This window comes from Pantoea piersonii (assembly GCF_003612015.1).
Taxonomy (GTDB): Bacteria; Pseudomonadota; Gammaproteobacteria; order Enterobacterales; family Enterobacteriaceae; genus Pantoea; species Pantoea piersonii.
Genome location: NZ_RARB01000003.1, coordinates 397,987 through 419,337, shown reverse-complemented (window position 1 = coordinate 419,337; position 21,351 = coordinate 397,987). Strand labels below are relative to the sequence as shown.

Annotated in this window: 21 protein-coding genes and 1 other RNA gene; 6 read left to right on the top strand and 16 right to left on the bottom strand. The window is 59.0% G+C overall.

What is annotated here, in order from left to right; translation table 11 throughout:
• Nucleotide 1 precedes the first annotated feature (1 nt).
• Nucleotides 2–397, bottom strand: coding sequence for a YraN family protein (locus tag D7S44_RS11465; RefSeq protein WP_120454951.1), 396 nt, complete (start codon nucleotides 395–397; stop codon nucleotides 2–4).
• On the bottom strand, nucleotides 355–2,376 hold the full coding sequence (locus D7S44_RS11460) for a penicillin-binding protein activator (protein WP_120454949.1): 2,022 nt from the start codon (nucleotides 2,374–2,376) through the stop codon (nucleotides 355–357). Before D7S44_RS11460 ends, D7S44_RS11465 begins: the two co-directional genes overlap by 43 nt.
• A 62-nt stretch (nucleotides 2,377–2,438) precedes the next feature.
• Between D7S44_RS11460 and rsmI the strand changes: the two genes are divergently transcribed.
• The 3 genes from rsmI to D7S44_RS11445 all read left to right on the top strand — a co-directional run bounded on the left by rsmI (nucleotide 2,439) and on the right by D7S44_RS11445 (nucleotide 5,268).
• Complete coding sequence (gene rsmI, locus D7S44_RS11455; RefSeq protein WP_120454947.1) at nucleotides 2,439–3,302, top strand: 16S rRNA (cytidine(1402)-2'-O)-methyltransferase; 864 nt, start codon at nucleotides 2,439–2,441, stop codon at nucleotides 3,300–3,302.
• Nucleotides 3,303–3,335: 33 nt separating this feature from the next.
• Nucleotides 3,336–3,713, top strand: an RNA gene (rnpB, locus tag D7S44_RS11450) — RNase P RNA component class A.
• A 151-nt stretch (nucleotides 3,714–3,864) separates the two neighbouring features.
• The gene (locus D7S44_RS11445) at nucleotides 3,865–5,268 is read left to right on the top strand and encodes an aminotransferase-like domain-containing protein (RefSeq protein WP_120454945.1); all 1,404 of its coding nucleotides are present in this window, start codon (nucleotides 3,865–3,867) and stop codon (nucleotides 5,266–5,268) included.
• Here D7S44_RS11445 and D7S44_RS11440 read toward each other — a convergent pair.
• From D7S44_RS11440 to D7S44_RS11390, 11 genes are all read right to left on the bottom strand, one after another.
• Entirely contained in the window at nucleotides 5,265–5,747 is a 483-nt protein-coding gene (locus D7S44_RS11440) for a YlaC family protein (RefSeq protein WP_120454943.1), read from the bottom strand. The genes D7S44_RS11445 and D7S44_RS11440 overlap by 4 nt on opposite strands.
• A gap of 129 nt (nucleotides 5,748–5,876) precedes the next feature.
• The gene (locus D7S44_RS11435) at nucleotides 5,877–6,851 is read right to left on the bottom strand and encodes a glutathione S-transferase family protein (RefSeq protein ID WP_120454941.1); all 975 of its coding nucleotides are present in this window, start codon (nucleotides 6,849–6,851) and stop codon (nucleotides 5,877–5,879) included.
• Nucleotides 6,852–6,926: 75 nt separating this feature from the next.
• Nucleotides 6,927–7,340: a DoxX family protein gene (locus D7S44_RS11430; RefSeq protein ID WP_120454939.1), complete on the bottom strand. Its 414-nt coding sequence runs from the start codon at nucleotides 7,338–7,340 to the stop codon at nucleotides 6,927–6,929.
• Between the two features lie 209 nt (nucleotides 7,341–7,549).
• A complete protein-coding gene (locus D7S44_RS11425; protein ID WP_120454937.1) occupies nucleotides 7,550–7,837 on the bottom strand; it encodes a YqjK-like family protein in 288 nt (95 codons plus the stop codon).
• The gene (locus D7S44_RS11420; RefSeq protein ID WP_179256414.1) at nucleotides 7,834–8,232 is read right to left on the bottom strand and encodes a phage holin family protein; all 399 of its coding nucleotides are present in this window, start codon (nucleotides 8,230–8,232) and stop codon (nucleotides 7,834–7,836) included. Before D7S44_RS11420 ends, D7S44_RS11425 begins: the two co-directional genes overlap by 4 nt.
• A 2-nt stretch (nucleotides 8,233–8,234) precedes the next feature.
• On the bottom strand, nucleotides 8,235–8,540 hold the full coding sequence (locus tag D7S44_RS11415; protein ID WP_048784365.1) for an ElaB/YgaM/YqjD family protein: 306 nt from the start codon (nucleotides 8,538–8,540) through the stop codon (nucleotides 8,235–8,237).
• 36 nt (nucleotides 8,541–8,576) lie between these two features.
• On the bottom strand, nucleotides 8,577–8,951 hold the full coding sequence (locus tag D7S44_RS11410) for a DUF1090 domain-containing protein (protein WP_120454933.1): 375 nt from the start codon (nucleotides 8,949–8,951) through the stop codon (nucleotides 8,577–8,579).
• Nucleotides 8,952–9,129: 178 nt separating this feature from the next.
• Nucleotides 9,130–9,492 (bottom strand): EnvZ/OmpR regulon moderator MzrA, encoded by a 363-nt coding sequence (mzrA, locus tag D7S44_RS11405; RefSeq protein WP_120454931.1) that lies wholly within the window; start codon nucleotides 9,490–9,492, stop codon nucleotides 9,130–9,132.
• On the bottom strand, nucleotides 9,489–10,166 hold the full coding sequence (locus D7S44_RS11400; RefSeq protein ID WP_120454929.1) for a DedA family protein: 678 nt from the start codon (nucleotides 10,164–10,166) through the stop codon (nucleotides 9,489–9,491). The genes mzrA and D7S44_RS11400 overlap by 4 nt, the downstream gene beginning before the upstream one ends.
• Nucleotides 10,167–10,488: 322 nt before the next feature.
• Nucleotides 10,489–11,262, bottom strand: a complete 774-nt coding sequence (gene exuR / locus D7S44_RS11395) for a transcriptional regulator ExuR (protein WP_120454927.1) — start codon at nucleotides 11,260–11,262, stop codon at nucleotides 10,489–10,491.
• 126 nt (nucleotides 11,263–11,388) lie between these two features.
• The gene (locus D7S44_RS11390) at nucleotides 11,389–12,693 is read right to left on the bottom strand and encodes an MFS transporter (RefSeq protein ID WP_120455124.1); all 1,305 of its coding nucleotides are present in this window, start codon (nucleotides 12,691–12,693) and stop codon (nucleotides 11,389–11,391) included.
• A 376-nt stretch (nucleotides 12,694–13,069) separates the two neighbouring features.
• On the opposite strand from D7S44_RS11390, the gene uxaC reads away from it, so the two are divergent.
• Genes uxaC through D7S44_RS11375 form a run of 3 tightly spaced genes read left to right on the top strand, consistent with a single transcriptional unit; the run spans nucleotide 13,070 to nucleotide 17,431 of the window.
• Nucleotides 13,070–14,485 (top strand): glucuronate isomerase, encoded by a 1,416-nt coding sequence (gene uxaC, locus D7S44_RS11385; RefSeq protein ID WP_120454925.1) that lies wholly within the window; start codon nucleotides 13,070–13,072, stop codon nucleotides 14,483–14,485.
• A gap of 2 nt (nucleotides 14,486–14,487) precedes the next feature.
• Nucleotides 14,488–15,936 (top strand): tagaturonate reductase, encoded by a 1,449-nt coding sequence (locus tag D7S44_RS11380; protein ID WP_120454923.1) that lies wholly within the window; start codon nucleotides 14,488–14,490, stop codon nucleotides 15,934–15,936.
• Nucleotides 15,937–15,940: 4 nt separating this feature from the next.
• Complete coding sequence (locus tag D7S44_RS11375) at nucleotides 15,941–17,431, top strand: UxaA family hydrolase (RefSeq protein ID WP_120454921.1); 1,491 nt, start codon at nucleotides 15,941–15,943, stop codon at nucleotides 17,429–17,431.
• Nucleotides 17,432–17,626: 195 nt separating this feature from the next.
• On the opposite strand, the gene sstT is transcribed toward D7S44_RS11375, so the two are convergent.
• The 3 genes from sstT to D7S44_RS11360 all read right to left on the bottom strand — a co-directional run bounded on the left by sstT (nucleotide 17,627) and on the right by D7S44_RS11360 (nucleotide 21,313).
• A complete protein-coding gene (gene sstT, locus D7S44_RS11370; RefSeq protein WP_120454919.1) occupies nucleotides 17,627–18,859 on the bottom strand; it encodes a serine/threonine transporter SstT in 1,233 nt (410 codons plus the stop codon).
• 235 nt (nucleotides 18,860–19,094) lie between these two features.
• Nucleotides 19,095–20,066, bottom strand: a complete 972-nt coding sequence (locus tag D7S44_RS11365) for a TerC family protein (RefSeq protein WP_120454917.1) — start codon at nucleotides 20,064–20,066, stop codon at nucleotides 19,095–19,097.
• Nucleotides 20,067–20,320: 254 nt separating this feature from the next.
• A complete protein-coding gene (locus D7S44_RS11360; RefSeq protein WP_120454915.1) occupies nucleotides 20,321–21,313 on the bottom strand; it encodes a Gfo/Idh/MocA family protein in 993 nt (330 codons plus the stop codon).
• Nucleotides 21,314–21,351 lie beyond the last annotated feature (38 nt).

Here is a 21,351-nt window from a genome sequence, read left to right as displayed (position 1 = left end):
TCTATACGTCTGCATTAAAGGCATTGGGCAGCCACTCCAGCGCCGTACCGGTAATGGCGATGATGTCGAAACGGCAATCCACCGTATCAAAACTGCCGCCGCGCTGCGACAGCCAAAGGGCGGCGGCGCGCAACAGTTTTTGCCGCTTGAGGCGGGTGACGCTGGCCAGCGCGCCGCCGTAGCGCGCATCGCGCCGGTAGCGCACCTCCACAAACACCCAGCATGCGCCGTCGCGCATGATGAGATCCAGCTCGCCGCCGCGATAAGTCACGTTGCTGGCGATCCAGCGCAACCCGGCGCGCTCTAAATAGCGCCGGGCGCGCTGTTCCTGTTCAGCGCCAAGGCGCCGCGAGGTCAGGAGGCGGGAACGATCGCGCCCTGACGGTACTGGCTCCATGACAACGCCCTGTTGATCACGCAATCCTGATTCGCGCTCAGCTTGCCGGTATTGCCGTCAATGGTGAAGCCCGGCATCTGGCGCATCTGATTAAAACTGTTCGCCAGCGTCCAGGCGTCAATGCCCATTGCATAAAGGCGAACCAGCGAATAGTCGTTGTTGAACGACTGCGCTGCCCGCTGCATCAGCGCCGGATTACGACCTGAAAGCAGCGGAATATCGCTGAACTGCAGTCCTTCCATCTCCAGGCGGAAATCGGGGCCTGCGCCAGCCTGATAGCTGCGCGAGCTGGCGTAGAGCGACGCTGCGCTACGGCTGCCGGTGCGCATGGCGATCATCGGCTTGATCAGCTGCAGCTCATCCTGCGTCGAAACGATATAGACCGAATCGACGTTGCCGCCGCTGCTCGCCGCTGGCGGCGCGCTCTGCTGCGGCGAGGGAATGTTCAGCCCGGCGATGGCAACGCCCTGCGGTTCAGCCGGCTGCGTAGTAACCGGTGTGCCGCTCAGCGTAATGCCTGCGCCGCTGTTGATGCCCTGTTTCAGCTCAGCAGTCGAGCCGAAGCGCTGTTGCAGCGGCGCACCGCCGCCCAGTTTCTGCCACTCCTGCGCAAACGCATTAACCACGCGATCGCCGAAGCTGCTGCGCGGCACCAGCAATAGCGGCTGGCGTTTGCCCTGATCCCACATATGGTGCGCGGCATCGCGCGCTTCGTCTTCAGGAGAAAGCGCAAAGTAGCAAACATTCGGATGGTTCTGGATCTGCTCCGGCGCGTTAAGCGCCAGAACGTTGAGCGGCGTCTGGCTGTTAGCGACCGCTTCAACGTTGTTTTTCAGCAGCGGACCGACCACGAGGGTGGCGCCGTCCTGCTGCGCCTGCTGCATCACCTGCTGAATCGGCTGGCTGCTGGTGTCATACACCTTGACCTGCGCGCTGCTGGAGGGAGCGCTGGCTGGCTGCTGCTGCTGCTGCTGCTGCTGCTGCGCGGCGGGCTGCGGGGACTCGGCTGGCGTGATCGAGGCGGCTGCCGGGCTGACCACCGCGTTAGCTGCGCCGGTTGGCGCAGGCTGCGCGCCTGTTGCTGCGGTCGGCGCGGTCGGCTGCGGCGCAGCGTTCAGGGCGCCGTTTTTCGCATCGTTGAAACCTTTCTCAATCGCGCTGGCGAAGACCTGCGCCTGACCGTTCAGCGGCAGCAGCAGCGCGATGGTGCTGGTTGACGCTTTGGTAAAGTTCTGCGCCTGGCTTAACGGCGTCGGCAAGGTTTTAGCCGCCGGGTTTTGCGGATAACGCGTCTGCCAGTCTTTAAGTGCGGACTTCAGCATCTCGCCGTCCTGCGCGTTGGCGCGCCAGACGTTAAGCAGATCCAGCCAGCCCTGCAGGGTATTTTCACTGGCGTTGATCACCAGGCTGCTGGCTTCCTGCGGCGTCATCTGCGTCAGCGCCTGCCAGGTGGCATCGATATTTTTCTGATGATCGTCGCCGGTCAGCAGCGGCTCCTGCGCAATATAGGCGCGCAGCAGCGCCAGCGAGGTTTTACCCTGCGCGGCGGCGATCTGCAGCCCGTAGTAGCGCGCCTGCTGCTCTTTCGACAGGTCGTCGACTTTCACCTGATTCAACAGCTGCGTCGCACCCGGCACGTTCTGCTGGCTAAACAGGAACTGCGATTTAAGCAGCAGCAGTTCCTGCTGTTGCGTGTCGCTGAGGCGGCTCGGCAGCTGGTTAAGCTGCTGGCCAGCCTGTGGATACTTTCCTTCTTTCATCAGGGCACGGATGGCAAGTAATTGCCAGTCTGTCCTGCTATCATCGCTGCTTTGCTGCACTTGCTGCAGATAGTAATCAGACCCGCCGGTCACGGGTCCCTGAATATTAACGTTTGAGGTTTGCGGCCCCTGACCGCTACAGGCGGCTAAAATCAGCCCAGCAAGAAGGACAGGCACAAAGCGTCCTGCTTTATGACGAACGACTTTTGAAGGAAGCATACTGTATCCAGTGATGTTTTTTTCAAGATGCTCAATATTAAATCGGCAATTCGGATGAAACAATGAAACAACTCGATCGGGCAGAGATTTCTGCCAGCACGCTCTACATCGTTCCAACCCCGATTGGTAATTTGGGTGATATCACCCAGCGGGCGCTGACGGTGCTTTCGGGCGTCGATCTGGTCGCAGCGGAAGATACACGTCATACCGGACTGTTGCTACAACATTTCGCCATCGCTGCGCGGCTCTTCGCACTTCACGACCACAATGAACAGCAGAAGGCCGAACTGCTGCTGGCGAAGCTGCAGGAAGGGCAGAGCATCGCGCTGGTCTCGGATGCCGGGACGCCGCTGATTAACGATCCGGGTTACCATCTGGTACGCCGCTGCCGCGAGGCGGGCATTCGCGTGGTGCCGCTGCCAGGCGCCTGCGCCGCCGTCACAGCATTAAGCGCCGCCGGGTTACCGTCCGATCGTTTCTGTTACGAAGGGTTTCTGCCCGCCAAAACCAAGGCGCGCTGCGACACGCTGCGCGCGCTGGCGCAGGAGCCGCGCACCCTTATTTTCTACGAGTCTACTCATCGTCTGCTCGACAGCCTGCAGGATATGGCGAACGAGCTGGGCCCCGGGCGCTATGTGGTGCTGGCGCGCGAGCTGAGCAAGACCTGGGAGTCGATTCATGGCGCGCCGGTGGGCGAGCTGCTTGCCTGGGTCAAAGAAGATGAGAATCGTCGCAAAGGGGAGATGGTGCTGGTCGTCGAAGGGCATAAGCCGGACGAAGAGGCGCTGCCCGCCGAAGCGCTACGCACGCTGGCGCTGCTGCAGAAAGAGCTGCCGCTGAAAAAGGCGGCGGCGCTGACCGCGGAAATCCACGGCGTGAAGAAAAATGCGCTCTATCGCTTTGCTCTTGATCAGCAAGAGACGTGACAATTGCGGGCGAATGCCCTATCATCCGGCGCCGAAGCTGACCAGACAGTCGCCGCTTTGTCGTCGTCCCTCTTGTAGGGAGACGGGCAGAGGGGAGGAAAGTCCGGGCTCCATAGGGCAGGGTGCCAGGTAACGCCTGGGGGGCGCAAGCCTACGACCAGTGCAACAGAGAGCAAACCGCCGATGGCCCATTTATGGGATCAGGTAAGGGTGAAAGGGTGCGGTAAGAGCGCACCGCGCGTCTGGCAACAGTTCGCGGCACGGTAAACTCCACCCGGAGCAAGGCCAAATAGGGGTTCGCATGGTACGGCCCGTACTGAACCCGGGTAGGCTGCTTGAGCCAGTGAGCGATTGCTGGCCTAGATGAATGACTGTCCACGACAGAACCCGGCTTATCGGTCAGTTTCGACTTTTCAGGTGAAAACCCCGCGCAAGCGGGGTTTTTGCTTTCTGGAGCAAGCTGCCGCCCGCGTTTGCGCCACGCTCGCTGCGTTTGGGGCTTCCCCGTTGCCTCAGGACCTTGCCATGCTAAACTGCGCGGCGGCAACGAAAGGAGCAGCCCGTGGCGAAATACCAGCAACTGACGGATGAGATTCAGCAGCAGATCGAGGCGGGTATCTGGCTGCCAGGCACGAAGCTGCCGTCGCTTCGTCAGCAGGTGGCGCAGCACGGGCTAAGCCTGATGACGGTGATGCACGCCTACGAGGTGCTGGAAAGCCAGGGCTGGATTGTCTCGCGTCCGCAGTCCGGTTACTACGTCGCGCCGCGCGCGCTGCAAACCGCGCCAGCGCAGGTGGCGCTCAGCGAGCAGGTCGATATTAACGATTTTGTCTTCGACGTGCTGCAGGCGATCCGCGATCCGGGCATTGTACCTTTTGGCTCCGCCTTCCCCGACCCCGAACTCTTTCCTCAGCGTCAGCTGATGCGCTCACTGACCAATGTCTCACATCAGCTGACGCCGCTCGACGCGCTCAATAATCTTCCACCCGGCAATGCGGCGCTGCGGCAGATGCTGGCGCAGCGCTATGCGCGGCAGGGCATTACGCTGTCGCCAGATGAAATCGTGATTACCAACGGTGCGCTGGAAGCGCTCAATCTCAGCCTGCAGGCGCTTACCGAACCAGGCGATTATGTGGTTATCGAGCAGCCGACCTTTTATGGCGCGCTGCAGGCGATCGAGCGGCTGAAGCTGAAAGCGCTCGCGGTGCCGAGCGACGCGCAGCAGGGCATTGATATGCAGCAGCTGGAAGAGACGCTGCAGCGCTGGCCGGTGAAAGCGTGCTGGCTGATGACTACGCTGCAAAATCCGCTTGGCGTTACCCTTTCGCCCGCGCGCAAAGCGCAGCTGGTAGCGCTGCTGGCGCGCTATCAGGTGCCGCTGATAGAAGATGATGTTTACGCTGAACTCTGGACAGGCGATGAACCGCCGCATCCGGCGAAATACTGGGATCGCGGCGGCGACGTGCTGCACTGCGGCTCCTTTTCCAAATGTCTGGTCGCCGGGTTCCGCGTCGGCTGGGTCGCGGCGGGACAGCACGCGCAGCGCATCCAGCGCCTGCAGCTGATGAGCACGCTCTCTACCAGCGCGCCGATGCAGCTGGCGCTGGCGGATTTTCTCGCCACGCGCCGCTACGATAGCCATCTGAAAAAACTGCGGCAGACGCTGGCGCGGCGTAAAGAGTGGGTGCGTCAGGCGCTGCGCCGCGTGCTGCCGGACGGCGCCAGCGTGAGCGATTCGCCGGGCGGCTTCTTTTTGTGGGTAACGCTGCCGCGCGGCTATGACACGACACAGCTTTATCAGCAGGCGTTACAGCAGGGGATCAGCATCGCGCCGGGGCGGCTGTTTTCAGCGGGCGAGGAGTTTACCCACTGTTTTCGCATTAACGCCGCCTGGCCGTGGGATACACGCGCCGAAGCGGCGGTCGAGACGCTGGGAAGGCTGATTGCCGAACAGCGTAAGATTTAAACCTGCGCTGCCTGCTGGTGGCCCCAGGTCAGATAGTAGATGTCATAGAAATCGACTTCGCCTTTCTGCTGTAGCAGACGATGAATGCCGCTTTTCACCTGCTCCGGCGCATCCGGCAGATTCAAAATCTTCTTCACGCCGCCTTCAGAAACCGGCTGCACGTAGTACCACTCGCCGTTATAACAGACGCGCAGATCCAGCGCGTCGATATCCTCGAAGCGGTATTTCGGGTTGATATCCAGCAGCATCAGAAAGCTCATGACCAGTACGAAAATGGTAGCGAACCAGAAGGCGGGCCAGCCCAGCATTTCGGTAGAAAAAATCAGCGCCACGCACAGGGCGTAGCAGAGATACATGACTGCCCAAAGCCCGGGATGGGTTTTCAGAAAAGAGAAGCTAAAACGCGGGCGGTTGTCGCGGCGTTCCTCACGATTAAGCGTAGCGATCTCATCGATTAAGATTTGTTTAATGGCGTCCATTGTTCACCTCACCGTCACTTTTCTGCTCAGTAGAACAGATAACAGTGAGCCGGAGGAGACACAGAACCGCGCAGAATTTTTATAACAGTTCAGACGCACGCCGTCCCGGCAAGGAGACGGCGCGAACGATTAACCGCGGCCGTGCGGCTCATCCCAGTCAAACGCCGGACCCAGCGAAATGACGCCGTTCGGGTTGATGGTTTTATGGCTGACGTAATAGTGATGGCGGATATGGGGCAGATTCACGGTATCGGCGATGCCCGGCATCTGATAGATATCGCGCAGAAAGCCGCTCAGGTTGAGGTAGTCGCCGATGCGATGACGGTCGCACTTAAAGTGGGTGACGTAAACCGGATCGAAACGCACCAGCGTGGTCCAGAGGCGCAGATCCGCTTCGGTCAGCTGATCGCCGGTCAGGTAGCGGTGCTGGCCCAGAATCTGCTCCAGCCGCGACAGCGAGTGAAACAGCGCCGTCACCGACTCGTCATAGGCCGCCTGCGAAGTCGCGAAGCCCGATTTGTAGACGCCGTTGTTAACCGTGTCGTAAATCCAGCCGTTCAGCTCGTCTATCTTCTCGCGCAGGGCGGGAGGATAGTAATCCCCGGCGCGGGCGCCGACAGCGTCAAAAGCGCTGTTGAACATGCGGATAATATCCGCCGATTCGTTGCTGACAATGGTGCCCTGCTGCTTATCCCACAGAACCGGCACGGTGACGCGTCCGGTGTAGTGGGGATCGGCATGCAGATAGAGCTGATAGAGAAATTCGTTCTGATAGAGCTTGTCGCCGGTGGCGTCGGGAAAATCGTCGTCGAATGTCCAGCCGTTTTCCAGCATCAAAGGATGCACCACGGAGACGTCGATCATCGACTCCAGCCCTTTCAGCTTACGCATCAGCAGCGTGCGGTGCGCCCAGGGGCAGGCGAGAGAAACATACAGATGATAGCGATCGCGTTCAGCTTTGAAGCCCGCTTCGCCCGTTGGGCCAGCGCTGCCGTCCGCTGTTACCCAGTTGCGCCAGACCGCTTCAGTGCGCTTGAAGCGTCCGCCGGTTGATTTGGTATCGTACCAGGTGTCATGCCAGACACCTTCGATCAGTTGGCCCATATCGCCTCCAGTGCAAACAGGGCGAGGAGTCTCCTCGCCCTGCTAAGTATATGCGGCATTACGCCAGATGTGTGCTTAGCGAAGTGCGCCCACCGGCTGCGCTTTTTTACGCAGCAGACGATCAAGGCTGTACGCGCCTGGACCCACCAGGCCCAGCACCAGGAAACCGCCCGCGATAGAGAGGTTTTTCATAAACATCAGCTGGTTGACACCTTCCGCGAAGTTACTGTGGAACAGGAACGCCGTCAGGATGGTGAAAGCCGCGGTAAAGAGCGCGGTAAAACGGGTCAGGAAGCCGAACAGAATCGCCAGGCCGCCGCCGAACTCCAGCAGGATAACCAGCGGCAGGAAGAAGGCGGGTACGCCCATCGCTTCCATATACTGCTGCGTGCCCGCATAGCCGGTGATCTTGCCCCAGCCGGCAGTGATAAACAGGATCGGCATTAAAATGCGCGCCAGCAGCAGGCCAGTATCTTCGAATTTTTTCATCATTTACTCCAGGCTAATTTTACGGCAGGACAGCAGCGCCTGCGTTATATAGTTCCCAGCATAAGGCGGTTTAGCCGTTTGCTGAGCTGATAGCTGGAGATAATAGTCGCGGAGGGGAAAGGTTGTAAGCGAGATATTCTGTAGGTGTTATTCAGGAAATCTGATAAAGAAAAGCCGGCGTTTTCGCACCGGCTACAGGAAGAGAAAAATTAGCGCTGCGGCAGGGCCGCTTTCAGCATGCGCCAGGTGCTCCAGACGCCAAAGCCGCGCTTGAGCAGGCGCATAAATTTATTCGGGCTGCGCACCGACCAGATAGCCAGCGCGCTGCTGCCAATGGCCAGATAACGCCGCATGCTGAGGAACGTCAGCCAGCCGCGGTCATACTGCGCGGTGCTTAGCAAAAAATCACGGCGGCTGGCGCTCAGATCGAGCCGCTGCTGTTGTATATCGCTCAGCAGCGCATGAATGCGCGCTTCACGTTCCTGTTTGCTGCTCATGCGCGGTTATCCTCCAGCAGCTGACGGTCATTCTCCAGCTCTTTGCGCGTATGGTGCAACAGCGTGGACTGACGCGATTTGCGCAGGCTCCACAGGCCGAAAATAATCGCCAGAAGAAAGAGTACGCCGGTCGTAATGCCAATCGCCATCAGACGATACTGCGCGTCGACGGCCCAGATAATCAACACCATCAGGCTCATCAGTCCGAAGGCGGTGAACAACATGGTCAGGCCAACCATCAGCAACAGCTGAATCAGGTTGGCCTTTTCCGCTTCCAGCTCGACCACCGCCAGACGTACACGGGTCTCGACCATGCTGACCAGCGTAGTGACGATGCGCTGACCGATGTTGATGACCCCTTTGCCGGGGCCGTGGCTCTGCTGAGAATCCGCCATAATTAACGCCGTGAAATCAGGATGCCGATCGCCACGCCAATTGCCGCACCGATGCCAACGCCATGCCAGGGGTTTTCACGCACGTAGCCGTCTGCTTTCTGCGCGGCTTCACGCGTGGTTTGCGCCAGATATTCACCGGAATCGCCCAGCTTCTCGCGTGAGCTGTCGAGCGCTACGCGCGCTTTCTGACGCAGCTTATCCAGTTCGCCTTTAGACTTATCCGTGGTGCTGCTCAGCACCTCTTCCAGCGTATCCGCCAGATTTTTTAACTCAGCACGCAAATGTTCTGATGAAGTGTCTTTTGACATGTAATGTTCCTTTTAGCTTCAGTGATTGAGTCCGGATTAATAAGGCTCCGCCTGTAACTTTTTCAGATCCTGGCGGGCTTCTTCCAATTTATGTTCACGTCTGGCAATTTTTTCCCTGTCGTCGCCCTCCTGACGCTCTTCTTTTAGCTCGCGTTCGCGCTCTGCGACTTTTTCTCGCTGCGCCTTGATGCGCGCCTGGTGAGAGGCTTTCAGTTTATTGTCGCTACAGCTGGCGCGTACTTCGGTTAAGGCGCGCTCCAGTCCATTGACGCGACGCTGATTGTTATGCTGTTTCGCCATCGCAATTTCATGCTGAATGTCCTGCTCTTTCTGCTGACAAAGCGATTCCGCCGCCATCAGCGAACCCGAGAGAGAAAACAGCGCGAGGCCAAGAAGTAATTGATGTTTCATCAGGCTTGTTACCTTCCATTGTTACTGACCTGCCGTGACCAGACAGCGTCATCTCCTGGCGTGTCAGATAGCTGAGCCATCCACTAAGCATAGACAGCGCCTGTAAAAAGTTCAAAAAAGACGGGGGGATACAGATTATTCTGTTGCCGTCCTGTCAGCGCAAGACGGCAACAGCGGGTCAGGAAATATTCAGCATGGTTGAGGAGGCGGAAGCCGAATCGGGGTGTCTGGCGACGACAAAGCCGTCCGGCAGCAAACGACGCAGCACTTTTTGCGCGGCAAGGCTCTGCTCTTCGTTTTCGAAATGAATAATCAGCGCATCGCCTGAAGGAGTAATGCTTTTGATGCGGATGCCCTGCGCCGTCAGCTGTTGATAGAGATAAAACCCGTCAGGCAGCGGGCCGCCGGCATGAGAAACGCGGATCTGCACCACGCTTTCATGCTGCAGCAGCATCGGCGTCAGGCCGATCGCCAGCAGCAGCAGCGCGGCGATCGCCAGCCAGGGCAGCATACGGCGGGGAATGGGGCGATAAATTTTCATGATTCGCCCTTACCATTCTGATTCGCCTGGCGCTTGCGCCACAGCACCACCAGCGAGCCCACCAGGCCGATAACCAGCAACACCAGCGGCAGCAGCATCAGACAGAACATCATTTCATCTTCATAGCGACGAAAGATCGGCGTTTTGCCCAGCGCAAAGCCGAGTACGGTGAGGATCACTACCCAGAGCAGCGCGCTGACCCAGTTAAAAAACTGGAAGCGGGCGTTATCCAGGCCAGAAAGACCGGCAATCGTCGGTAACAGGGTGCGCACGAAAGCGATAAAGCGGCCAATCAGCAGCGCTGACAGGCCGTGGCGATGAAACAGGCTGTGCGCGCGAGCGTGATATTGTGCAGGAAGATGAGAGAGCCACTTCTGTACCGTCGGCGTATTGCCGAGCCAGCGGCCCTGAATATAGCTGACCCAGCAGCCGAGGCTGGCGCCGGTAGTCAGTACCAGAATTGTCAGCGGGAAGCTCATGGTACCTTTGGCGATCAGCACGCCCACCAGAATCAACAGGCTATCGCCCGGCAAAAACGCGGCGGGCAGCAGACCATTCTCCAGAAAGAGGATCATGAACAGCACGCCGTAAATGGCCCATACCAGCGTCGGATCGGAAAGGGTTTCGTAATCCTGTTGCCACAAGGCCTGCAGCAACGCATGCAAAATATCCATCAATCATTCCTGAACATCATTGTTTAACGCGTCTCAAAGGACATAAGCGCAGACCGGCGTTTGGTTATCTGTTTTAGGAGCACAGTCTGGGCAGAGTTTTCCGGATCCTTCCAGAACAGATTGTTTAACCAGCGAATTTTTAAACCCTGTCGCAAAGGGTAAAAAAGGGGCGCTAACTGTAACAAAAACTACAGGGCTGAGACAGGGGGATGTGTCCGTCGCACAGGAGTTTTACCCTTTGACAAGGTCCGTCAAAAGGAGCTTTACACGACCTGACACTATTGCAGATTAACTGACTTTCCTGCGCGAAAACGCAGCAGAATCAATGTGAATGGCTAGAGCCGTCCGGCAGGATAACGGGATTCTCGGCAAACATATAACGATCCACATTAAATTCAAAATCATCGGCGGTCGCGTTAAACAGCATCTGTTTAGTATTTTCCAGATGTTGCCACATCGCCAGTTTGCTGGCGGCGGGATCTTTGCGCATCAGCGCCTTGAGGATCTGATCGTGGTCGTCGCACCAGCTGAGAATGCTGCGCTGGTCGATATGTTCGTGGAGTTTAAGCCAGTAGGGATTGTGCAGGCGATGCAGCCACATCTTTTCGACAATGGCCGCCAGCGCGCTGTTTTGGGTGGATTGCGCAATGCGCACATGAAACTGCATGTCCCACTGCGAGTCGCGGAAGTGATCTTCCTGACGCGCTTTTTCCTGAATCGCCATCAGCTCGATAATGTCCTGCCGCGTCACCTGCGTCGCCGCGAATTCGGCGACGTTGCTCTCAATCAGCTGACGCGCCTGCAGCAGTTCGAAGGGGCCAAAAGTGGCGAATTCGAGCTGGCTTGAGGTCATCACGCGGTTTTGCTGCTGGCTGGCTATAACGTGAATACCGGAACCTTTGCGTACCTCAACGTAGCCTTCTACCTCCAGCATGATAATCGCTTCGCGCACCACCGTGCGGCTGACGTTCATCTCTTCCGCGATCAGGCGTTCGGCAGGCAGCTTATCGCCTACAGGATAAGCGCCTGTTTCGATACGGCTTTTCAGATCGCTGGCGAGCTGCTGGTAAAGTCGACGAGGTTCGGTCAGTTCCATAGCGTATTCCCGTGTCGCAAATAAAGTTGTTATACCACTTTGCGGCCGCTAAATAAAAGGTCCCGCGTCATTATGACGCGGGACGCTTGTTTTCCCACCTGGCGGGCGTGTCAGCAGCTGGCTGCCTCAGCCGCGTACGGTTGCTCCCTGCGGCGGCACGACCTCTTTCTCCAGCTCAGAGACCGGCTGATTACGCAGGACCGTCCAGATCACCACGGCGCCTAACAGATCGAACACCGCCAGCGCGGCGAACAGCGGGCTGAAGCCCAGCGTATCGGCCAGTGCGCCAACTACCAGCGCAAACATGGTGCTGGCCGTCCAGGCCGCCATGCCGGTCAGGCCGTTGGCGGTGGCTACTTCGTTACGGCCGAAGACGTCGGAAGAGAGCGTAATCAGCGCGCCGGAGAGCGCCTGATGGGCAAAGCCGCCGACGCAGAGCAGCGCGATAGCGACATAGGGGCTGGTGAAGAGGCCGATAGTGCCGGGGCCAATCATCAGCACCGCGCCCATGGTCACCACCAGCTTGCGCGAAACGATCAGGTTGACGCCGAACCAGCGTTGAAACAGCGGCGGCAGATAACCGCCGAGGATGCAGCCGAGATCGGCGAACAGCATCGGCATCCAGGCGAAAAGCGCAATCTCTTTCAGGTTGAAGCCATACACCTTGAACATAAACAGCGGGATCCAGGCGTTAAAGGTGCCCCAGGCGGGTTCCGCCAGGAAGCGCGGCAGGGCGATACCCCAGAACTGGCGGTTGCGCAGAATCTGACGCGCCGACATTTTTTTAGTGTTGCCGGTCTGATGCTGCGCTTCCTGGCCGGAAATAATGTACTGACGCTCTTCGTCGCTGAGTTTGGTCTGCTGTTTGGGATGCTTATAGAAGATCAGCCAGCAGAGCGCCCAAATCAGGCTCAGCACGCCAGTGATGATAAATGCCATCTGCCAGCTGTGCGCCACAATCGCCCACACCACCAGCGGCGGTGCCAGCATAGCGCCGATCGAGGAGCCGACGTTGAAGTAGCCCACGGCGACAGAGCGCTCTTTAGCCGGGAACCACTCGCTGCTCGCTTTCAGGCCCGCCGGGATCATCGCCGCTTCCGCCGCGCCGACTGCGCCGCGCGCCAGCGCAAAGCCGCCCCAGCTGCCTGCCATCGCCGTCGCGGCGCAGAAAATCGCCCAGAGTACGGCAAACACGGCATAGCCGACTTTGGTGCCGAGCAAATCGAGCACGTAGCCCGCGACCGGCTGCATAACGGTATAGCAGGCGGAGTAGGCCGCCACGATGTAGGAGTACTGTTGGGTGGTGATATGTAAATCGGTTTGTAGCGTCGGCGCGGCGACGGCGATGGTATTACGGGTGAGATAACCCAGCACGGTGCCCAGCGTCACCAGCCCGATCATATACCAGCGTAGCCCTTTAATCTTACGCATCATTTACCTCTTCCAGTGTTCTGTCTGCGGTCTTGCCGCTGTTGTTATCTGGAGCGGGACAACCGTGATTCGGCTTACCTCACGCCCGCAGGCCACGCGAATGCGGCCCTGTGTTTACCTTGCCATTACGGGTCGAGAGCGTAACTTGTTATACAACTTTAAAAGTTGAGAGCCATCACAAAAGCCCCTTTTGCAATATGGGATACTTTAAATCTGCGTCAGGACAGCCATTTAGCACGCTACAGAGAGCAAAAACGTCCATGAGGACAGGGCGTTGCTGCTATTTATGTGAGCGAGATCTCAAAGAATTCTGTAGCTGACTAAAATTGGTATGATAACTTTGAGCGCATTCAGGCTCTATCAAGAGGAAGCAAGTATGTCGCGTTTTATGACCGAGGATTTTTTGCTGGATACCGAATTTGCTCGTCGCCTTTATCACGACTATGCAAAGGATCAGCCGATTTTCGACTATCACTGCCATCTTCCGCCGCAGCAGATTGCCGAAAATTACCGCTTTGCCAACCTCTATGACATCTGGCTGAAGGGCGATCACTACAAGTGGCGCGCTATGCGCGCTAACGGCGTGCCGGAAGCCTTCTGCACCGGCGACGCCAGCGACCGCGAAAAATTCGACGCCTGGGCGCGCACCGTACCGCACACTATCGGCAATCCGCTCTATCACTGGACGCACCTTGAACTGCGTCGTCCTTTCGGCATAACCGATACCTTGCTCTCTGAAAAAACCGCCGACGACATCTGGGAGCGCTGCAACGCGCTGCTGGCGCAGGATGACTTTACCGCGCGCGGCATTATGCAGCAGATGAATGTGAAGATGGTCGGCACCACCGACGATCCGCTGGATGACCTGCAGCACCATCGCGCGCTGGCGCAGGATGGCAGCTTCAGCGTCAAGGTGCTGCCGAGCTGGCGTCCGGACAAAGCCTTTAATATTGAGGCGGAAGGCTTCCTGGCATGGATCGAGAAGCTGGAGTCGCTGACCGACATCAGCGTGCGCCGCTTTGACGATCTGCGCAGCGCACTGAGCAAACGCCTCGACTATTTCGCCGATCACGGCTGTAAGGTTTCAGACCACGCGCTTGACGTCGTGCTCTACGCCGAAGCGGACGACGCGACGCTGGACGCCATTCTGGCCGCTCGCCGCGCAGGCAACGCGCCGGACGCGCAGGCGATTGCGCAGTTTAAAACCGCCGTGCTGGTGTGGCTGGGCGGCGAATATGCGCGTCGCGGCTGGGTGCAGCAGTACCATATCGGCGCGCTGCGCAACACCAACCGCCGCCAGTTTGAACTGCTGGGCCCGGACGTCGGCTTCGACTCGATTAACGACCAGCCGCTGGCAGAACCGCTGGCGAAGCTGCTGGGCGCGCAGAACCTGCATAACGCGCTGCCGAAAACCATTCTCTACTGCCTGAACCCGCGTGACAACGAGGTGCTGGCGACCATGGCGGGCAATTTCCAGGGAGAGGGCGAAGCGGGCAAAATGCAGTTCGGCTCCGCCTGGTGGTTCAACGATCAGCTCGACGGCATGCAGCGTCAGATGACGCAGCTGGCGCAAATTGGCCTGCTTAGCCGCTTTGTCGGCATGCTGACCGACAGCCGCAGCTTCCTCTCTTATACGCGTCACGAATATTTCCGCCGCCTGCTGTGCCAGATGATTGGTCGCTGGGTAGAAAACGGCGAAGCGCCGGGCGACGAGGCGCTGCTGGGCCAGATGGTGCAAAACATCTGCTTTAACAACGCGCGCGACTACTTCGGCATAGAGCTGGGAGCCTGATAATGCAGCGGCTAAATCGCCACGATTTTCCCGGCGCGATCTACAGCGAGCGCGTCATCCAGTTCGGCGAGGGCAACTTTCTGCGCGCCTTTATCGACTGGCAGCTCGACTGGCTGAACCAGCATCAGGGCACCGACGCGGGCGTCGTGGTGGTACGGCCGCGCAACCGTGCCGTCAGCGACAGCCTGAACCAGCAGGATGGACTTTATACCACGCTGATCCGCGGTCTGAACGAACAGGGCGAGCGCGTCAGCGAAACGCGCCTGATCCGCAGTCTGAATCGCGAGATCCAGCCTTATCTCCAGCATGACGACTTTCTGGCGCTGGCGCGCGCGCCGCAGATGCGGTTCGTCTTCTCTAACACCACCGAGGCGGGCATCGCCTTTGCCGAGCGCGATCGCCTGACGGATGCGCCCGCTTCCAGCTTTCCCGGCAAGCTGACGCAGCTGCTATGGGCGCGCTTCGAGCACTTCAGCGGCGCCAGCGACAAAGGCTGGCTGATTGTGCCCTGCGAGCTAATCGACCATAACGGCGACGCCCTGCGCGAGCTGGTGCTGCGCTATGCGCGACACTGGCAGCTGCCAGAAAGTTTTACCGCCTGGGTAACGCAGCACTGCATGTTCTACAACACGCTGGTGGACCGCATCGTGACCGGTTTCCCGCAGGAGAGCGAGGCTCTCGCCGCTCAGCTGGGCTACGAGGATCGTTTTCTGGTGGCGGGCGAGGTGTATTACCAGTTCATTCTGCAGGGACCGCGCGTGCTGTTCGACGAGCTGAAGCTGGATGCGCTGGCGCCGCAGGTGCGGCTGGTCGAGGATATCGCGCCGTGGAAGGCGCAGAAAGTGGCGATCCTCAATGGCGCACATACCGCCATGGTGCCGGTGGCGTTCCAGGCTGGGCTGGAGAGTGTCGGCGAAGCGATGGCAGATCCGGCTATCTCAGGTTTTGTCGATCGTCTGCTGCGCGAGGAGATCATTCCTACGCTGGACCTGCCGCGCAGCGAGCTGCTCGCCTTCGCCGATGCGGTAGAGCGACGCTTCCGTAATCCCTTTATCCGCCATGCGCTGCTCTCCATCGCGCTGAACGGCATGACCAAGTTCCGCACCCGCCTGCTGACGCCGCTGCTGGCGTCGCACGCGCAAAACGGCGTCTGGCCGCCGCGTCTGACCTTCGCGCTGGCGGCGCTGATCGCCTTCTATCGTGGCGCGTCGGGGGAGAAAAGCTGGCCGCTACAGGATGACGCGCACTGGCTGGCGCGCTTTGAAAAAAACTGGCAGGCACTCAATAACGACCAGATTTCCCCGGAACAGCTGGTGCGCGAGGTGTTAAGCGACGCGCAGCACTGGGGCGAAGATTTGACCCGGCAGCCGCAACTGGCGGCCGAGGTCAGCCGACACCTGCAAAATATCATCGTCCACGGCATGCGTGAGGCGTTGAGCACACTGGGATAATGCTATGCAAGACGCGATTAAGATTCACTCTCAGGATAACGTCGCGGTAGCGCTGCGCGACTTAGAAGCGGGGCAGACTATCGACCTGCAGCAGACGGCGGTGCAGCTGCTGCAGGCCGTTACGCGCGGCCATAAGTTCGCGCTGCGGCCCATCGGTGAGGGCGAACTGGTGATCAAGTACGGCTTGCCGATCGCCCACGCCACGCAGCCGATCGCCGCAGGCGAGGTAATCCACTCCAGCAACGCGCGCACTAACCTGAGCGATCTGGATGAGTACGACTATCAGCCGGCGTTTGTCGAGGTGCCGCCGCAGCCTGGGGATCGCGAGGTGCAGATCTATCGCCGCGCCAACGGCGATGTCGGGATCCGTAATGAGCTCTGGATCCTGCCGACCGTCGGCTGCGTCAACGGCATTGCGCGTCAGATCCTGCAGCGCTTTCTTAAAGAGACCGACAACGCGGCGGGCACCGACGGCGCGTTTCTGTTTAGCCACACCTTCGGCTGCTCGCAGCTGGGGCAGGATCATGAGAACACCCGCACCATGCTGCAAAATATGGTGCGTCATCCCAACGCTGGCGCGGTGCTGGTTATCGGCCTCGGCTGTGAAAACAACCAGGTCGACGTCTTCCGCGAGACGCTGGGTCTGCCGGAGAGCGATCGCATCCAGTTTATGGTGTGCCAGCAGCACGACGATGAAGTAGAGGCGGGTCTGGAGCGTCTGCATGCCCTGTATGAGGTGATGCGTCACGACAAACGCCAGCCGGGCAAGCTAAGCGAGCTGAAGTTTGGTCTGGAGTGCGGCGGTTCCGACGGTTTTTCCGGCATTACCGCCAATCCGCTGCTGGGGCGCTTTTCCGATCAGATGATCGCTAACGGCGGCACCACGGTGCTGACCGAGGTGCCGGAGATGTTCGGCGCGGAGCGTATCCTGATGAGCCGCTGTCGCGACGAAGCGACCTTCGGGAAAACCGTGGCGATGATTAACGATTTCAAGCGTTATTTTATCGACCACCAGCAGCCAATTTACGAGAATCCCTCGCCGGGCAACAAGGCGGGCGGTATTACCACGCTGGAGGAGAAATCGCTGGGCTGCACCCAGAAAGCGGGCTCCAGCCAGGTGGTGGATGTGCTGAAGTATGGCGAGCGGCTGAAAACGCCGGGGCTGAATCTGCTGAGCGCCCCTGGCAACGATGCGGTCGCCACCAGCGCGCTGGCGGGGGCGGGTTGCCATATGGTGCTGTTCAGCACCGGGCGCGGCACCCCTTACGGTGGCTTTGTGCCGACGGTGAAGCTGGCGACCAACTCGCCGCTGGCAGAGAAGAAGCCACACTGGATCGACTTTAACGCTGGCCGTCTGCTGGAAGGGATGAGCATGGATGCGCTGCTGGAGGATTTCGTCGACACCATCGTGGCGATCGCCAGCGGCAAGCTGACCAACAACGAGAAGAACGATTTTCGCGAGCTGGCGATTTTTAAAAGCGGCGTGACGTTATAATTTGTCAGACAAAAATGGCGACCTTGAGGTCGCCATTGTGGTCGATTAGTGCTGTGCCCTTCACGGGTGGCAGGGTCCGATCGCAAAGTCGCTTAACGCATCCATGCTCGCTCGGCCCGCGCCTTCCCTGGCGCGGGACGCTTTGCTCTTCGTACCCTGCCACCCGCTCTTCAAGCTACTGAGCTGTCTGCAAGATCAAGCCCGGCTGGCTTCGCGCTCGGCTTCAGCCTGGCAAACCGCGGCGGTAAACAGAATATCGGTAGAGGAGTTCAGCGCCGTTTCGGCGGAGTCCTGCAGCACGCTGATAATAAAACCGGCTGCCACCACCTGCATTGCCAGCTCGTTCGGTATGCCGAACATATTACAGGCGACCGGGATCAGCAGCAGCGAACCGCCCGCCACGCCCGACGCGCCGCAGGCGCACAGCGACGCCACCAGGCTCAGCAGAATCGCGGTCGACACGTCAACCTGAATACCCAGCGTATGCACCGCCGCCAGTGTCAGCACGGTAATGGTGATGGATGCGCCCGCCATACTGATGGTCGCCCCCAGCGGAATAGAGACCGAATAGGTATCCTCATCCAGATTCAGGCGTTTCGCCAGCGCCATATTCACCGGAATATTGGCTGCCGAGCTGCGGGTAAAGAAGGCGGTTACGCCGCTTTCGCGCAGGCAGGTAAAGACCAGCGGATAGGGGTTGCGACGGATCTTGCTGTAGACCAGCAGCGGGTTCACCACCAGCGCCATTAACGCCATACAGCCCAGCAGCAGCCCCAGCAGATGCGCATACTGCCACAGGGCGCCAAAGCCGGTAGAGGCCAGAATCGACGCCACCAGACCGAAAATGCCGACCGGCGCGCAGCGAATTACGCAGCGCACCAGCCAGGTCACCGCATGTGAGACATCGTTAAGCAGGGCGCGGGTGCCGGGCGAGCTGTGGCGGAACGCCAGGCCGAGGCCGATCGCCCACACCAGAATGCCGATGTAGTTTGCTTCCATCAGCGCGGTAATCGGGTTCGCTACCATATTCATCAGCAGGCCGCGCAGCACCTCAGTTATGCCCGACGGCGGCGTAATTTCGGTTTTGCCGACCGCCAGCGTCAGCGTCTGCGGCATCAGATGGCTCAACACCACCGCGATCGCCGCGGCGAAAAAGGTGCTTAACAGATAGAGCGCGATAATAGGTTTGATATTGGTCTTCTGACCCTGTTGATGGCTGGCGATAGAAGCGATCACCAGCACCAGTACCAGCAGCGGCGCAACGGACTTCAGTCCGCTGACGAAGAGTTCGCCCAGCAGGCCGACGGCCAGCGCGGCATCCTTCGAGACCCAGGCCAGCGCCACACCGGCCACCAGCCCTACCATGATTTGTTTTACCAGGCTTCCTGCGAGTAACGCGCCCAGACGACCGGAAAGAGAGTTCTGCATAATTGTTCTTTAGGTTGTAGCGGGATGTGGCTTCAGAGGACGTCGATTAACGCGCCTGAAGCGGTTTGCCCGGCGGAGTATAAGGAAAAGAGCGGGCGAGGAAAGAGATAATTCTGTCTGTGCGAGGGGGATCGGATTTCTATTATGCTGGATGAAGGAAGTGTGACAGAGCGATGAAATGTCGCACCAGTGACTGGCAAAATAAAACAGGGGCATTACCTGCCCCTGTAGCGGATTATTGCGAGCGCTGTTTTTGGTCGCTTTTGCGATTCACCCAGGCGTTAATCAACAGGGTTGAACCGAGGATGGCGCCGACCACGCCCAGCGAGATCGCCACCGGGATATGGTAGAACTCGACGATCAGCATCTTGATACCGATAAAGACCAGCACGATTGCCAGACCATACTTCAGCATGGAGAAGCGCTCGGCGACGTTAGCCAGCAGAAAGTACATGGCGCGCAGGCCGAGGATGGCGAACAGGTTAGAGGTCAGCACGATAAAGGGATCGGTGGTCACGGCGAAAATCGCCGGAATGCTGTCAACCGCGAAGATCACGTCGCTCAGCTCCACCATAATCAGCACCAGCAGCAGCGGCGTCGCAAACAGCACGCCATTCTTGCGGGTAAAAAACTTCTCACCCTCCAGCGCGTCGGTCATACGCAGGTGTTTACGCAGCCAGCGTACCACCGGCTTGTCGCCCACCGCGTTTTCATCATCCTCTCTGGAGAAGGCCATCTTGAGTCCGGTCAGCAGCAGGAAGGCGCCGAACAGATAGAGGATCCAGCTAAACTGCGTTACCAGCCAGCTGCCCGCAAAGATCATAATCGTGCGCAGCACAATCGCGCCCAGCACGCCGTAAATCAGCACGCGGCGCTGCAGCGCGGCGGGAATCGAGAAGTAGCTGAAAAGCATCAGCCAGACAAAGACATTATCGACCGCCAGCGCTTTCTCCAGCACATAGCCGGTTAGAAACGCCAGCGTCTGCGTCGTGGCGACTTCCCGACCGGCGCTGCCCTCGAGATACCACCAGAAGGCGGCGCTGAACAGCAGCGACACCGATACCCAAATCAGCGACCAGACTGCCGCCTGTTTAAAACTCATGGTCTGCGCGCCGCGCCGTCCCTGTAAAAAGAGATCGATCGCCAGCATGACGAGCACCACTACCGCAAAGCTGCCCCAGAGAAGAGGCGTTCCTACCGTCTGCATAACTTTTCCTGCCCTGAAATAAAAAACGGCTGAGGTCAGAAGACATCAGCCGCTTTACAGGGATGTAAGCAAACCTTGCCTTCCGGCAAGGTCTCACTTACAACGCAGAATCAGATTCCGGGTTGCCTGACGACCGGATGCTTGCGCATCGTAATGACGATCGTTCAGCTTACAAGTTACTCCCCTTTGCTGGCAGTTAAGATAGGCGCTGACCCTGCAAGAGGCAATAGCGGGCCATTCATATTTAGACATATTTACACAGACTGTCCGTCGGCGGGAAAAACCACGCCGGTCTGGCGACGTATCTCGGTCAGCAGCGCGGCGGTGATACGCGATGTTTCCAGCCCCGGATGATCGACGCGGCGCTGCCGCACCAGCTGCACAAAGGTCTGGGCTTCATAGAGCATGGTATTGATATGCTGCGGCTGGCTGAGATCCTGCGGCTGCGTGGCGGTCTGGCGCGGCACCAGGCTAACCGACTGCATCTCTGACAGCTTTTCGATCAGCAGCGAGCCCGCTTCGCCCTGAATTTCACTGGGAATACGCGAGTCGCTGACTTTGGAGTGCAGCAGCGTGACGTCAAAGTCGCCATAGTCGAGCAGCACGCTGCCGTGGCCGTCAACGCCGCTGGCCAGCAGTGCGGCGCTGGCTTTTACCGCCCGCGGCGCGCCCCACAACGCCACCGCCGTCGCCAGACAGTAGTAGCCGATATCCATGATCGAGCCGTTCGACCAGCGCGGATTAAAGGTATTGGGATTTTCACCGTCGAGGTAGCGCTGATAGCGCGACGAGTACTGGCAGTAGCTGAACAGCGCCTTGCGCAGTGGACCGATAGCGGGCAGCGCCTGCTGCAGCTGCGCGAAGTTGGGCAGGCTGGCGGTTTTAAACGCCTCAAACAGAATCACCTGATGCTGCCGGGCGCAGGCGATCATCTGCTCCGCTTCACGCAGGTTAGAGGCGAGCGGCTTTTCGCAGATAACATGTTTACCATGAGCCATAAACAGCAGCGCCTGCTCGCAGTGCAGGGCGTTCGGGCTCGCCAGGTAAACCGCGTCGATAAGATCGCTGGCGGCCAGCGCCTCCAGCGAGGTAAAGAGATGCGAGCAGGGATAGGCTTCGGCGAAGCGTTCCGCCTGCTGCTGCGTACGCGAAAAGATGGCGTTCAGGCGCATATGGCCGGTTTCGTGCGCGGCCTCGATAAACTGGCGCGTTATCCAGTTGGTTCCCACAATAGCAAAACGGATCACGTCGACTCTCCTGCGGCAAATAGCGGCAGAGTAGCACG

Bases quoted from the DNA above. Each gene is read 5' to 3' on its own strand.
- D7S44_RS11440 (WP_120454943.1), bottom strand. From the start codon at position 5,747: ATGGACGCCATTAAACAAATCTTAATCGATGAGATCGCTACGCTTAAT.
- D7S44_RS11420 (WP_179256414.1), bottom strand. From the start codon at position 8,232: ATGGCGGATTCTCAGCAGAGCCACGGCCCCGGCAAAGGGGTCATCAAC.
- D7S44_RS11410 (WP_120454933.1), bottom strand. From the start codon at position 8,951: ATGAAACATCAATTACTTCTTGGCCTCGCGCTGTTTTCTCTCTCGGGT.
- exuR (WP_120454927.1), bottom strand. From the start codon at position 11,262: ATGGAACTGACCGAACCTCGTCGACTTTACCAGCAGCTCGCCAGCGAT.
- D7S44_RS11375 (WP_120454921.1), top strand. From the start codon at position 15,941: ATGCAAGACGCGATTAAGATTCACTCTCAGGATAACGTCGCGGTAGCG.
- sstT (WP_120454919.1), bottom strand. From the start codon at position 18,859: ATGCAGAACTCTCTTTCCGGTCGTCTGGGCGCGTTACTCGCAGGAAGC.
- D7S44_RS11435 (WP_120454941.1), bottom strand. From the start codon at position 6,851: ATGGGCCAACTGATCGAAGGTGTCTGGCATGACACCTGGTACGATACC.
- D7S44_RS11390 (WP_120455124.1), bottom strand. From the start codon at position 12,693: ATGCGTAAGATTAAAGGGCTACGCTGGTATATGATCGGGCTGGTGACG.
- D7S44_RS11425 (WP_120454937.1), bottom strand. From the start codon at position 7,837: ATGAGCAGCAAACAGGAACGTGAAGCGCGCATTCATGCGCTGCTGAGC.
- D7S44_RS11465 (WP_120454951.1), bottom strand. From the start codon at position 397: ATGGAGCCAGTACCGTCAGGGCGCGATCGTTCCCGCCTCCTGACCTCG.
- D7S44_RS11365 (WP_120454917.1), bottom strand. From the start codon at position 20,066: ATGCAGACGGTAGGAACGCCTCTTCTCTGGGGCAGCTTTGCGGTAGTG.
- rsmI (WP_120454947.1), top strand. From the start codon at position 2,439: ATGAAACAACTCGATCGGGCAGAGATTTCTGCCAGCACGCTCTACATC.
- D7S44_RS11430 (WP_120454939.1), bottom strand. From the start codon at position 7,340: ATGAAAAAATTCGAAGATACTGGCCTGCTGCTGGCGCGCATTTTAATG.
- mzrA (WP_120454931.1), bottom strand. From the start codon at position 9,492: ATGAAAATTTATCGCCCCATTCCCCGCCGTATGCTGCCCTGGCTGGCG.
- D7S44_RS11460 (WP_120454949.1), bottom strand. From the start codon at position 2,376: ATGCTTCCTTCAAAAGTCGTTCGTCATAAAGCAGGACGCTTTGTGCCT.
- D7S44_RS11415 (WP_048784365.1), bottom strand. From the start codon at position 8,540: ATGTCAAAAGACACTTCATCAGAACATTTGCGTGCTGAGTTAAAAAAT.
- uxaC (WP_120454925.1), top strand. From the start codon at position 13,070: ATGTCGCGTTTTATGACCGAGGATTTTTTGCTGGATACCGAATTTGCT.
- D7S44_RS11400 (WP_120454929.1), bottom strand. From the start codon at position 10,166: ATGGATATTTTGCATGCGTTGCTGCAGGCCTTGTGGCAACAGGATTAC.
- D7S44_RS11380 (WP_120454923.1), top strand. From the start codon at position 14,488: ATGCAGCGGCTAAATCGCCACGATTTTCCCGGCGCGATCTACAGCGAG.